Origin of the sequence: Serinicoccus profundi (assembly GCF_008001015.1) — a bacterium.
GTDB classification, from domain to species: domain Bacteria; phylum Actinomycetota; class Actinomycetes; order Actinomycetales; family Dermatophilaceae; genus Ornithinicoccus; species Ornithinicoccus profundi.
This window is the reverse complement of record NZ_CP042862.1, coordinates 1,323,314-1,336,132: the sequence shown is the minus strand read 5'-3', so window position 1 is coordinate 1,336,132 and position 12,819 is coordinate 1,323,314. Positions and strand designations below refer to the sequence as shown.

Here is a 12,819-nt window from a genome sequence, read left to right as displayed (position 1 = left end):
TGGTCGGCGGACGTCCAGACGACCTGATCCGATACGGACATGACCTGGTCGGCATCTCCCGAGCGGTCGACGAGGGGCGGCGCCGCCTCGTGGCCGGGGCACAACTGAGCCCGAGAGACCTCGGCACGATGACGGCGGACACCCGCATCGTGGGGGTCCTCGACCGGGTGCTCGCCGCCGTCGACGCGGCGGCCGGGAATGTCGCGCAGACCGCGAGGCACGACGGTCGCCACCTGCAGCAAGCGGCCTCCGACCTGCAGGCCGCGCCCCAGCCGGGCACCATCGAGCCGGTCGAGCGCGGTCGAGTCGTCGGGCCGGTGCTCGGCCGGGCCGAGCCTCACCGTCGCGGGCCGTCCATCGACCTGCAGCCCAGCGCCCCGGTCATGGGGCACGCCGATCCCTACCACCGCGGCCCTACCATCACCGACGAACCCTCCACCCCCGTCATGGGGCACGCCGACCCCTACCACCGCGGCCCTACCATCACCGACGAACCCTCCACCCCCGTCATGGGGCACGCCGACCCCTACCACCGCGGCCCCACCATCACCGACGAACCCTCCACCCCCGTCATGGGGCACGCCGACCCCTACCACCGCGGCCCCACCATCACCGACGAGACGCCCGGGACGGAGGACTCATGAGCACCCTGAGCCTGGACGACGTGTGGCACCTCGAGGCCGAGAGCGGCTGCGTCCAGGACGCCATCCGTGCCTGGGGCGGGATCCGGGACGCCACGGGCAACGCCGGCGCCGACGCATCCGACCTGGTCACCCAGGTGTCCCAGGCGTGGGAGGGTGCCCGCGCCGACTCCTACCTCGCCTACGCCCCGACCCTGGTGCGCGCCCTGGAGATGGTGCACGGCATGTCGCAGGCCGTCATCACCCAGCTCCACGCGCTGCACGACCTCACCGCCTCGACCCAGCGCGACCTCGACGCGTCCTTCGCGCGGGTCGGCGCGCTCGCGCTGAGCGTCCGTCGGCGCGAGGGCCAGGTCCACCTCGAGCTTCCGGACGACGACGTGGCCGAGGAGGTGCGCCGCGAGCACGCGCGCGCGAGAGAGGTGCAGGAGGACGCGCGGCTCGAGGTCGGCAGCCGGACCCACGCCCTCGAGGCGGTGGCGGCCGACGCCGAGGCACTGGCCGCCGAGTGGGCCGGTCCGGCATCGGGCGAGGCGCGCTGGGACGTCCCCCGCGTCCCCGGTCTGGAGCCCGTGCTCCCGGACGGCAGCCTGGTCACCCGCGCGGACGACACCGGGGTGACCGGCCCGGACGGCGGGCCGACGCACCTCCGCGACGGCCGCTGACCGCCACCCTGCGCACCGCCCGGCGAAGATGCTTGTCCCACAAGGCCATCGGGCCTGTCGCGAGATCGCTGCGCCGCGAGGGCCGCTGACCGCCACCCTGCGCACCGCCCGTCGAAAGTGCCTGTCCCACAAGGCCATCAGGCCTGGAGCGAGAGCGCCGCGCCGCGAGGGCCACTGACCCGGCCGCTCGCCGCGACCCCCATCGGCCAGCCGGGCCGAGGTCAGACCTCGACGTCGTCCACCGCGTTCAGGTCGGGCAGGTCGTCGAAGATCGCAGGCGGCTCGCGCCACGGGTCCTGCTCCCCGCCCACCCCCTCCTGGATCGCCCGGAACACCCGCTCCGGGGTGCACGGTAGGTCGACGTGACGCACCCCCAGGTGAGCGACCGCATCGACGACGGCGTTCTGCACCGCCGGCGTCGACCCCACGGTCGCGGCCTCGCCGATGCCCTTGGCCCCGAGCGGGTTGCGGTCGGTCGGGGTGGTGGTCAGGCTCGTCTCGAGCTGCACCACGTCGACCGCCGTGGGCAGGGTGTAGTCGGCGAAGGTCCCGGTGATCGGGTTGCCCCACTCGTCGTAGCGGAACTCCTCGAAGAGCGCCTGCGCAATGCCCTGCACGCAGCCACCGTGCTGCTGGCCGCGGACCAGCAGCGGGTTGACCACAGTGCCGCAGTCGTCGACCGCGATGTGCCGCAGCAACCGGACCGCACCGGTCTCGACGTCGACCTCCACGACGCTCACGTGGGTGCCGAAGGGGAACGTCGAGCCGTCCTGCGTGAAGTCGTGGTCGACGACGAGGCCCTCACCCTGGTCGTGGGCGTGCGCCGCGACCTCCTCCCAGGTAAGCGACGCACCGGGGACCCCGCGCACACCGAAGCTGCCCTCCACCAGCTCCACGTCGGCGTCGGCGACCTCGAGGAGCTCGGCGGCCAGACGGGTCGCCTGCTCGCGCAGCTCGACCGCCGCGCCCAGCACCGCGCTACCGCCCAGCTGCAGCGAGCGCGCACCCCCCGTGCCGCCGCCGGAGCGCACCAGGGCGGTGTCCGACTGGACGTACCTCACCCGCTCCAGCGGCACCCCGAGCTGGTCGGCGACGAGCATGGAGAAGGCCGTGGCGTGCCCCTGCCCGTGGGCCGACGTGCCGGCCATGACGGTCAGGGAGCCGTCCCGGTCCACCCGGATCCCGGCATACTCCGAGCCGCCGAAGCCGGTGATCTCGACATAGCTGGCGATGCCGATGCCGAGCTGCCAGGCACTCCCCTCCTGCCGACGCCGAGCCTGCTCCGCGCGCAGCTCCTCGACGCCGGCCGCCTCGAGCGCCGCGTCGAGGGCCTTGGCGTAGTCCCCCGTGTCGTAGCGCGCGCCGAACTTCGTGGTGCGGGGGAAGGCGTCCGCGGCGACGAAGTTGCGCCGGCGGAACTCCTCCGGGGTCAGTCCGCTCACCCGCGCGGCGTGGTCCATCGCGCGCTCCACCATGGCCGCCGCCTCCGGTCGCCCGGCCCCGCGGAAGGCGCCGGTGGGCGCGGTGTTGGTCATGACCGACACCGCCTCGTAGCGCAGCGCCGGGATGACGTAGGACCCCTCCGACATCGTCCGGGTCGACCCGCTGGCGAAGGATCCACCGAAGCCGGCGTAGGCGCCGCAGTCCCCCACCAGGCGGGCCCGCATCCCGGTGATCGTGCCGTCCTCGTCCAGCCCGACCTCGACGTACTGCACCTGGCCGCGGCTGGTCATCGACAGCATCGTCTCGCTGCGGGTCTCCACCCAGCGGACCGGACGCCCCAGCTGACAGCTGGCGCGCACCACGGCCGCGTGCTCGGGGATGATCCCGGCCTTGCCGCCGAAGGCGCCCCCGACGTGCGGGGCGCGCACCCGCACCGCCTCGCGGGAGAGCCCGGTCCACCGGACGAGCAGCCGGTGCGCCAGGTGCGGGTGCTGCGTCGCGAGGGCGACGTCGAGACCGGTCACCTCTGCGTCGGCGTCGTCCGCCGCGCCGCCGCTGGCGGTCGGCCGGCCGAGGATGCCGTGGCCCTCGATCGGGCTCGTCGCCATCCGGTTGTTCTCCATCCGCAGCCGCGCCACCCGGTGCGCCCCGGCGAGCACGTCCGGCTCGCCGTCGGGGTCCTTGACCGCGAGCACGACATTGGTCCCGAGCTCGGGGAACTGCTGCACGGCGTCCTGGTCGAGCGCGTCCTCGAGATCGACCACGACCTCGAGCTCGTCGTAGTCCACGTCCACCAGGTCGGCCGCGTCCACGGCCGCCGCCCGGGACCGCGCCACGACGAGAGCGACCGGGTCGCCGACGAAGCGCACCCGGTCCACCGCGAGCGCGGTGCGCGCCACCCGGTCATGAATCTGGGCGAAGGGCGGCACCGGGTCCGAGCCCAGGTCGTCGGCGGTGAAGACGCCGACGACACCGTCGGCCGCGACGGCCTCCGCGGCGTCGATCCCGGCGATCCGGGCGTGCGCCACGGGGCTGCGGACGAACACGGCGTGCAGCACGTCGGGGTCGTCCAGGTCGAGGTCCCCGACGAAGGTGCCGCGGCCGCGGAGCAGGTCCGGGTCCTCCACCCGGCGCACCTCGGTGCCGAGGATGGAGGTCCCGCGCAGGAGTTCGCTCATGCCCCCATCCTGCCTCCCGCGCGAGCTGTCGGCGACCGGCATGATGGGGGTATGCCTGCTGCCCCCTCCCTGGACCTGCTCGACCTGGACTCGCTGCTCGACGACGACGAGCGCGCCGTGCGCGACTCGGTCCGCGCCGCCTGCGCGGAGCTCGTCCTCCCGCACGTCGCCGGGTGGTACGAGGCCGGTGACCTGGCCCCGGAGCAGGTTCGCGAGCTGGCCCTGGAGTTCGGCCGCCTCGGGGTGCTCGGGATGCACCTCGAGGGCTACGGCTGCGCCGGGATGAGCGCGGTCGACTACGGCGTCGCGTGCACCGAGCTGGAGGCCGCCGACTCCGGTATCCGCTCCCTCGTCTCGGTGCAGGGCTCCCTGGCGATGCACGCGATCCACGCCTACGGCAGCGAGGACCAGAAGCAGTCATGGCTGCCCCCGATGGCTCGCGGCGAGGCGATCGGCTGCTTCGGCCTGACCGAGCCAGACCATGGGTCGGACCCGGGCTCGATGACCACCCGCGCCCGTCGCGACGGCACCGACTGGGTCCTCGACGGCGCCAAGACCTGGATCACCAACGCCCCACTCGCCGAGGTCGCCGTGGTCTGGGCACGCACGGACGACGGCATCCGCGGCTTCGTCGTCCCGACCTCGACCCCGGGGGTGAGCACGCCGACCATCCACCGCAAGATGTCGCTGCGGGCCTCGGTCACCGGGGAGATCGTGCTGGAGCGGGTCCGGCTGCCGCAGGACGCCGTCCTGCCGGGCGTGCGGGGGCTCAAGGGTCCGCTGTCCTGCCTGTCCGAGGCGCGCTACGGCATCGTCTGGGGCGCGATGGGCGCCGCCCGCTCGGCCCTGCTCACCGCGCTGGAGTATGCCGGCACCCGCGAGCAGTTCGACCGCCCGATCAGCGCCTTCCAGCTCACCCAGGCCAAGCTGGCGCAGATGCACCAGTCGTGGGCCACCGGGATGCTGCTCGCGCTGCACCTCGGGCGGCTCAAGGACCGCGCCGGGCTGCGGCCGGAGCAGGTCAGCGTCGGCAAGCTCAACAATGTCGGGGCGGCGCTGGAGATCTGCCGGACGGCGCGCACGATCCTCGGGGCCAACGGCATCTCCGGCGACTACCCGATCATGCGGCACGCGGCCAACCTGGAGTCGGTCCTCACCTACGAGGGCACGGCCGAGATGCACACCCTCGTCGTGGGGCAGGCGCTCACCGGCGAGCAGACCTACCGCTAGAACGCCGGGCCGCCCACGACGACGCGAGACCCCTCAGGCGGCCTCGACCCCCAGCTCGGCGAAGGCCGCCTCGAGCCGGTCCGCGAGCACGTCGGTCAGGGAGCGGGCATAGGTGTCCGTGATGTGGCTCCCCTGGCGGTAGACCAGCACACCACCGACGACCGGTGGGCACCGGTCCTGACCCGGGCACACCCAGTCGTTCATCGTGACGAAGCTCGATGTGGGGACCGCCTCGACGGCCCGCAGGAGGGGGCCGGTGCCGCTGCCCCGGTTGTAGTCGATGGCGCACCGGCCGAGGTCGTCGCGGTGGTCGGCCACGCAGGCGTAGACCTGCATCCTCGGCTGGGGGGTGTCCGCCAGGGCGACGACGGGTATGCCGGCGCTCCCGATCTCCTGCCAGCGCTGCGCCATACCGTCGGCCAGCGCCCGCCCCGACAGCTCGCCGTCGGCGCCGACGCCGCGGGACTTGACGGAGGAGGTCAGAACGACGTCGGGCGGTTCCTCCAGCAGCCGTTGCCCCACCTCGGCGCCCCACCGTCGGCACGCCTGCGCGGCCTCCTCGTCCGCGACCTGCACGAGGGTGGCCGACCACGGGCAGGCCGAGCGGTAGTAGACGTCAACCCGCCAGCCGCGCTCCTGGCCCGCGAGGTCCAGCGCGCTGGCCCACTGGGCGATCTTGGAGTCACCGACGACGGCGACGTGCAGGTCGCCGTCGCGGTCGCCGTAGTCGCAGCGCACCACTTCCTCGTCCGTGGCGTCGCAGCCCTCGTCGTAGAGGGAGGGCAGGTCGCGGGTAGCCTCCAGCGGGTCCGGGGTGATCGCCTCCGGTGAGAGGTCCAGCCCACCGAGGTCCGGTGAGGGGGCACCGGCCGTGCCGCCGGGCACTTGGCGCTCCTCGGGCTCCTCCTGCGTCCCGTCCCCAGCCTCGTCGCCGCCACCGTCGGTCTGCTCGTCCAGTCCTCCGACCTGCTCGCCCGCGCGGCTGCCGCTGCGCGCGCCGGCCGGGGTGCTCGGCGAGGGCGCGCGCTCACCGGTCAGCGCCCCGGCCCCGTCCGCCTCGCCCGCGACGGCCTCGTTGGCGCGGACCTGCCGGTCGATCTCGCGCACGAGAAGGCCGCCGGAGCCGGCCGCGAGCAGCGTGCACACGAGGCCGATCGCGAGACCGGTGCGGGGCAGGGCCCACCGACCCCAGGCGTGGCGCACGGGTTGCTCCACCAGCAGGTAGCCCAGCGTGGCCGGGACCGCGCTGAGGACCACCACCCCGAGGCCGGCCCAGACCGACAGCTCTCCCCAGCGCGCCTCCGCCAGGACGATCAGCGGCCAGTGCCAGAGGTAGAGCGAGTAGGACAGGGCGCCGATCCACTGCAGCACGGGCCAGGCGTAGAGCCGGGCCGGGCCCAGGGCGGCGGAGGCCCGGACACCACCGACGAGCATCGCCGCGACGCCGAGGGTCGGGACGAGGGTCGCCCACCCGGGCCACGGGGTCTGCGCGTCGACCAGCACGCCGGCGGCGAACACCGCGACCGGTCCGGCCCAGGCGAGCCCGGTGGCCAGCGGCACCGGGACCCTGGCCCACCACGCACCCCCGAGGGCGACCAGCGCCCCCGCACCGAGCTGCCACAGCCGGGTGGGGGTGACGAAGTAGGCCTCGTCCGGGCTCACGGCGGTGAGGTGCAGCGCCCAGCCGAAGGAGGGGAGCACGACCGCCACGGCGAGCACGAGGGCGGTCACCGCCACGACGTCGCGCCCGAGCCTGCGCGCCAGCCACGCGGCCGCCAGGAGCAGCACCGGCCAGAGGAGGTAGAACTGCTCCTCGACCGCCAGCGACCAGTAGTGCTGGACCGGTGAGGCCACCGAGTCCTCGGCCAGGTAGTCCACGGACCGGTCGGCCAGGCGCCAGTTGATGACGTAGAGGCCGGAGGCCACGACGTCCCAGCCGATCTCGCGCCACCTGACCTGGGGCACCCACGCCAGCGTCAGCAGCACCGTCGTCGCCAGCACGAGGGCGGAGGCGGGGAGCAGGCGCCGGGCCCGGCGGGCCCAGAAGCGGGGGAGGTCGACCGATCCGGTCCGGCGCACCTCGCCCACGAGCAAAGCGGTGATGACATAGCCGGAGACGACGAAGAAGACGTCGACCCCGGAGAAGCCACCGGGCAGCCAGGGCACCCCGGCGTGGTACAGCAGGACGAGCAGGACCGCGATGGCGCGCATCGCCTCGATGTCAGGTCGGAAACCGGGCCGAGGACGGCGACCGACGACCCTGCTCACCCCGCGGAGTCTAGTGACCTGCTGCCCTCCCTGGCCACGCTGGACCGGGAGACGAGCCGTGGCGGCACGAGGAGGTCCTCCGACTCCGCCCCTCCCTCCAGCAGGGCCACGAGCCGCTCCACGGCCGCCGCTCCGACTGCGTCGAACTGCTGCTCGACGGTGCTGAGCGCCGGGAAGAACCAGCCGCTCTCCGGGGTGTTGTCATAGCCCATGACGCTGACCCGCTGCGGCACCTCCACCCTCCTCTGGTGCAGCGCGGCCATGAGCCCGAGCGCCATCGAGTCGTTCGCCGCGAAGACCGCGGTCACCTCCGGCCAGCGCGGGTGCGCCAGCAGCTCCTGCCCGGCCCGGTAGCCCGAGCCGGGGCCCCAGTCCCCGGCCCACCGGGGGCCGGGCTCGGCCCCGGCCTCGTCCAACCGCCGGGCCCACCCGGCGCTGCGCTGGCGCGCCTCGCCCCAGTCCTCCGGGCCGCTCACGTGGGCGATGACCCGGTGCCCGTGCTCGAGCAGGTGGTCGGCGACCATCCGGCCGCCCGCCTCGTTGTCGCTGGACACGAAGGGGACCTCGTCGGCCAGGCGCCCCTCGACCGCCACCACCGGGAGCTGCCCGACCAGCCCGGCGACCATCTCGGCCTGCCCGTCGGTGGGCGCGATGACCGCCAGCCCTTCCACGTCGCGGCGCTGCAGAACGCGGGCATGGGCCCGACCGTCGAGGAGGGGCTGCCCATCGTGTCCGGCCAGGACGCCGAGATCGCCTCGGTCAAGCTCATCAACGACGACGTGCAGTACGCCACGATCTTCAAGGACACCCGCAAGCTGGCCGAGCAGGCGATCGTCAGCGTCGAGGCCTACCTCGACGGCAGCGAGCCGGAGGCCAGCGACACCGAGAGCTACGACAACGGCGTCAAGGTCGTCCCGTCGTTCCTCCTCGAGTCCGACGTCGTCTACCAGGACGGCATCACCGAGATGCTCATCGACTCCGGCTACTGGACCCAGGAGGAGGTCGACGCCGGCGTCGCCGAGTGAGCCCCGCCCCGCCGCAGCCGCCCGCGCCCGACCGGCGCGGGCGGCCGCGGCGGGCAGGCACGGCATACCCGGTCCGACCCGACGTGGAGGCAACGATGAGCGACACCATCCTGGAGATGCAGGGGATCACCAAGACCTTCCCGGGCGTCAAGGCCCTGGAGGACGTCACCCTGGAAGTTCGGCGCGGCGAGATCCACGCCATCTGCGGCGAGAACGGCGCCGGCAAGTCGACCCTGATGAAGGTGCTGTCCGGGGTCTACCCGCACGGCTCCTACGACGGGCAGATCCGCTTCGACGGCGAGGAGGTGCGCTTCTCCTCGATCAACGACAGCGAGGCCCAGGGCATCGTCATCATCCACCAGGAGCTGGCGCTGGTGCCGCGCCTGTCGATCGCCGAGAACATGTTCCTCGGCAACGAGCGGCTCGGCCCGGGGCGGCTCATCGACTGGCACCGGACCAACCGGGACGCCGCCGAGCTCATGGAGCGGGTGGGCCTCAAGGAGCTGCCCGTCACCCAGGTCAACCACATCGGGGTGGGCCAGCAGCAGCTCGTCGAGATCGCCAAGGCGCTGTCGAAGGACGTGCGGCTGCTCATCCTCGACGAGCCGACGGCCGCGCTCAACGACAACGACTCCGGGCACCTGCTCAGCCTGCTGCGACAGCTCCAGGAGCAGGGCGTCACCTGCATCATGATCTCGCACAAGCTCGGCGAGATCGCCGACCGCACGACGATCATCCGGGACGGCAGGACGATCGAGACCATCGACATGAGCGAGCCGGAGTCGACCCAGGACCGGATCATCCGCGGCATGGTCGGACGCGACCTGGAGCACCGCTTCCCCGAGCGCGAGTCGACCATCGGCGAGGAGATGCTGCGGGTGGAGGACTGGACGGTCTACCACCCCACCCAGGCCGAGCGGCTCATCATCGACAAGGCCGATTTCACGGTGCACGCCGGTGAGGTCAACGGGATCGCCGGACTCATGGGCGCCGGGCGCACCGAGCTGGCGATGAGCCTCTTCGGACGCAGCTACGGGTGCAACATCAGCGGCCGGGTCTTCAAGCAGGGCAAGCAGATCACGATGCGCAGCGTCGACGAGGCCATCGCCCACGACGTCGCCTACGCCACCGAGGACCGCAAGGCCTACGGGCTCAACCTCATCGACGACGTGCGGCACAACACCTCGGCGGCCGGACTCTTCAAGCTCTCCCGGCTGGGGTGGGTCAACGGGCTCGAGGAGCTCAAGATCGCCCAGGACTACCGCACGAGCCTCAACACCAAGACCCCCAGCGTGCTGTCCACGGTCGGCAAGCTCTCCGGCGGCAACCAGCAGAAGGTCGTCCTGGCCAAGTGGCTCTATACCGACCCTGACGTCCTCATCCTCGACGAGCCCACCCGGGGCATCGACGTCGGGGCGAAGTACGAGATCTACACGATCATCAACCGGATGGTCGCGGCCGGGAAGGCCGTCATCGTCATCTCCTCCGAGCTGCCCGAGCTGCTCGGCATCAGCGACCGCATCTACACCCTCGCGTTCGGGCGCATCACCGGCGAGGTGCCGGTCGCCGACGCCACCCAGGAGCGCCTCATGGCACTCATGACCACCGTCAAGGAAGGGGCCTCCCGATGACCGGGACCATGAACCTCAAGGAGCTGCTCACCAGCAACCTGCGCCAGAGCGGCATCTTCGTCGCCTTCGTGGCCATCGTGGCGCTCTTCTCGGTGCTGCACCCGAACTTCCTCTCCCGGGCAACCTCACCAACATCGTCCTGCAGTACTCCTACATCCTCATCCTGGCCATCGGCATGATCATCGTCATCATCGGTGGGCACATCGACCTCTCGGTCGGCTCCCTCGTGGCGCTGACCGGCGCCACCGCCGCGGTCGTCTCGATCCGGTCGGGTCAGCCGTGGTGGGTCGGTGCGCTCGCCGCGCTGGCCGTCGGGCTGCTCGCGGGGTGCTGGCAGGGCTTCTGGGTCGCCTACGTCGGGATCCCGGCCTTCATCGTGACGCTGGCCGGCATGCTCATCCTCCGCGGGCTGACCTTCCAGGTGCTGGACAACATCTCGCTCTCCCCCTTCGGCGGGACCTACTACGAGATCGCCAACGGCTTCCAGAACGGCCTGCTCGGCGGCTATGGCGTGGACGTCTTCACCCTGGTGATCTTCGGCATCGCCGTCGTGGGGTATGCCGTGAACGCCTGGCGGCAGCGTCAGGCCGCCGTCGCCGACAAGCAAGAGGTCGAGGCGATGCCGCTCTTCGCCCTCAAGGTGCTGGCGGTCGCCGGTGTCGTGATGTGGTTCGGCTACCAGCTGGCCCAGAGCCGCGGGCTGCCCAACGTCCTGGTGCTGCTGGCGGTGCTCATCCTCATCTACGCCCTCATCACCCAGAAGACGGTCTTCGGCCGCAACGTCTACGCCATCGGTGGCAACCTCACCGCGGCCCGGCTCTCGGGCGTCAAGGTGCGCAAGGTCAACTTCCTCATCTTCGTCAACATGGGCCTGCTGTCCGCGATCGCCGGCATCGTCTTCTCCTCACGGATGAACGACGCCCAGCCGGGCGCGGGAAACATGTTCGAGCTGGACGCCATCGCGGCCTGCTTCATCGGCGGCGCCGCCGTGACCGGCAGCGTGGGCCGGGTGACGGGAGCGATGATCGGCGGCCTCATCATGGCCGTCATGAGCAACGGCATGCAGCTCATGGGTGTCGACCAGTCCATCCAGCAGGTCGTCAAGGGCCTGGTGCTCCTGCTCGCCGTCGCCTTCGACGTCTACAACAAGCGGCGCGCCGGCAACTGAGCGAGCCGGCTCACGGCATACCCGAGCCAGAAGAGCGCGACCGTGGCCAGCACCGAGACCAGGAGGTACCACGGCTGCTCGAGCCACGGCAGCAGCGGTCGCTCGCGCTGGTAGAAGTAGTTGCCGCCGAAGGCGCGGTTGGCCATGACCGCCACGCCGAGGTAGACGCCGAACCAGCCGAGCGCCCGCCACAGGGCTCGGATGCTGGGTCGCCAGTCGGTGGTGATCCAGGCGAGGGCGGGCAGGAGCAGCGTGATCGCGTGGTTGACGAAGAAGCTCACGCCCAGCAGGGTCGTCGGCGGCTGGATCTGCTGGGGGTAGGCGAAGCTCGCCCACGCCCAGAGACCGAAGTAGAACAGCACGTCCATGACCCGCCTGCTGCCGGTGAGGAGGTAGCCGAGGCCGAGCAGTGCCGAGACCCGAGAGATGTGCAGGGGCAGCGTCTCGGCCGGGTCCCAGCCGGTCGCGAGGTAGAGACCGTAGAGAGCGACCTGCTGGGCGACCACGACCACCGCGAGGGCCGCCCGGACCCCGACCGCGTGCTCCCGGACGACCCGACGGCCGCAGACGAGGGCGAGCGCCAGCACGACGAGCCCGAGGACGTAGACGAGGTGCTCGCGTCCCCCGATGGTGATCCAGCCCGGTTCGGGGTCGAGGAAGTCACCCACGCGAGGCGCCCGTGGTCAGAGGACGATGACGCGGTGGCCCTTGGCGAGCAGGCCCTGCGACCAGAACATCTCCATCGCGGGCACCGAGATGCGCGCGCACCCGTGCGACGCGGGGACCGGCGGGATGGACTCCGAGCCGTGGATGGCGTAGTTGCCGGAGTAGTACATCGGGCGGTACATCTCCCCCAGCTCGCCGTCCTGCCAGCCCTTGCTGTGGGTCAGCCAGACGGTGTAGTCGCCCGTCGGGGTCTTGGCGTCGTAGTCCTTGTCCTTGAAGGTGTAGGACTCACCGTTGCCGGTGGAGGTGTTGAGCGTCATGAGCGTGGCCCCGCCGCGCACGACGAGCAGCAGCTGGGAGGCCAGGTGGACCTCGACGTGGTCGCCGCCGTAGGCCGGCGCCGGCCGGTAGCCGGTGGCCAGGGCCGCCCGGGTGCCGGGACCGACGACGCCGTCGCGCCACAGGCCGTGCGCCTTCTGCACGGCCCACACGGCCTGCTGGGTGAGGTGGCCGAACCCTCCGTCGGGGGGCCCGCACCAGTAGCCCGCGGCGTTGAGCTCCTCCTGGAGCAGCCAGACGGCCTCTCCCCCGCTGCCCCGCTCCAGCACCGGCGGCGGGGGCGGCTCGACGGGCTCGGGCTCCGGCTCCGGCTCGGGCTCGACAGGTTCCGGCTCCGGCTCCGGCTCGACGGGCTCCGGCTCTGGCTCGGGCTCCGGCGGCACCAGGAAGAGACCCCCGTCGTCCTGCAGTCCACCGACGACAGCCCCGGCCATCAGCCCCGCACCGCCCTTGACCAGGGCGCGCCGAGGCAATGGTGCTCCCCGGAGCCGCCCGGTCATGACGGCATACCTCTGCCTGCTCATCGTGCTCCCCTTCGTCGGATTCCTCACCAGTAGACGCGACC

Annotated in this window: 9 protein-coding genes and 2 pseudogenes; 6 read left to right on the top strand and 5 right to left on the bottom strand. The window is 72.2% G+C overall.

The features are described from left to right. The first annotated feature begins 128 nt into the window (after positions 1–128). Both FA582_RS06110 and FA582_RS16360 read left to right on the top strand, forming a co-directional pair. Positions 129–644, top strand: a complete 516-nt coding sequence (locus tag FA582_RS06110; RefSeq protein ID WP_147899773.1) for a hypothetical protein — start codon at positions 129–131, stop codon at positions 642–644. Continuing rightward, positions 641–1,306, top strand: a complete 666-nt coding sequence (locus FA582_RS16360) for a hypothetical protein (RefSeq protein ID WP_010147202.1) — start codon at positions 641–643, stop codon at positions 1,304–1,306. The genes FA582_RS06110 and FA582_RS16360 overlap by 4 nt, the downstream gene beginning before the upstream one ends. 221 nt (positions 1,307–1,527) lie before the next feature. Here the strand turns inward: FA582_RS16360 and FA582_RS06105 are convergent, their stop codons facing one another. Then, a complete protein-coding gene (locus tag FA582_RS06105) occupies positions 1,528–3,927 on the bottom strand; it encodes a xanthine dehydrogenase family protein molybdopterin-binding subunit (protein WP_029540657.1) in 2,400 nt (799 codons plus the stop codon). Positions 3,928–3,978: 51 nt separating this feature from the next. Here FA582_RS06105 and FA582_RS06100 point away from each other — a divergent pair, with 51 nt between their 5' ends. Then, complete coding sequence (locus FA582_RS06100) at positions 3,979–5,157, top strand: acyl-CoA dehydrogenase family protein (protein ID WP_010147205.1); 1,179 nt, start codon at positions 3,979–3,981, stop codon at positions 5,155–5,157. Positions 5,158–5,190: 33 nt separating this feature from the next. On the opposite strand, the gene FA582_RS06095 is transcribed toward FA582_RS06100, so the two are convergent. Both FA582_RS06095 and FA582_RS17070 read right to left on the bottom strand, forming a co-directional pair. After that, positions 5,191–7,425: an acyltransferase family protein gene (locus FA582_RS06095; RefSeq protein ID WP_010147206.1), complete on the bottom strand. Its 2,235-nt coding sequence runs from the start codon at positions 7,423–7,425 to the stop codon at positions 5,191–5,193. Next, entirely contained in the window at positions 7,422–8,096 is a 675-nt protein-coding gene (locus tag FA582_RS17070) for a substrate-binding domain-containing protein (protein WP_010147207.1), read from the bottom strand. The genes FA582_RS06095 and FA582_RS17070 overlap by 4 nt, the downstream gene beginning before the upstream one ends. Between FA582_RS17070 and FA582_RS17065 the strand changes: the two are divergent. The 3 genes and pseudogenes from FA582_RS17065 to mmsB all read left to right on the top strand — a co-directional run. After that, positions 8,097–8,450 (top strand): annotated as a pseudogene (locus tag FA582_RS17065) (sugar ABC transporter substrate-binding protein); the annotation flags it as partial. A gap of 95 nt (positions 8,451–8,545) precedes the next feature. Next, positions 8,546–10,081: a multiple monosaccharide ABC transporter ATP-binding protein gene (gene mmsA / locus FA582_RS06085; protein ID WP_010147209.1), complete on the top strand. Its 1,536-nt coding sequence runs from the start codon at positions 8,546–8,548 to the stop codon at positions 10,079–10,081. Beyond that, positions 10,078–11,249: pseudogene (gene mmsB, locus FA582_RS06080) on the top strand (multiple monosaccharide ABC transporter permease). Before mmsA ends, mmsB begins: the two are co-directional and overlap by 4 nt. Here the strand turns inward: mmsB and FA582_RS06075 are convergent. Both FA582_RS06075 and FA582_RS06070 read right to left on the bottom strand, forming a co-directional pair. After that, positions 11,222–11,917, bottom strand: coding sequence for a TMEM164-related integral membrane acyltransferase (locus FA582_RS06075; RefSeq protein ID WP_010147211.1), 696 nt, complete (start codon positions 11,915–11,917; stop codon positions 11,222–11,224). The pseudogene mmsB and the gene FA582_RS06075 sit on opposite strands and share 28 nt — an antisense overlap. 15 nt (positions 11,918–11,932) lie before the next feature. After that, positions 11,933–12,727 carry a L,D-transpeptidase family protein gene (locus FA582_RS06070; RefSeq protein WP_238705464.1) on the bottom strand — a complete coding sequence of 265 codons (795 nt, stop codon included), beginning with the start codon at positions 12,725–12,727 and terminating at the stop codon, positions 11,933–11,935. Positions 12,728–12,819 lie beyond the last annotated feature (92 nt).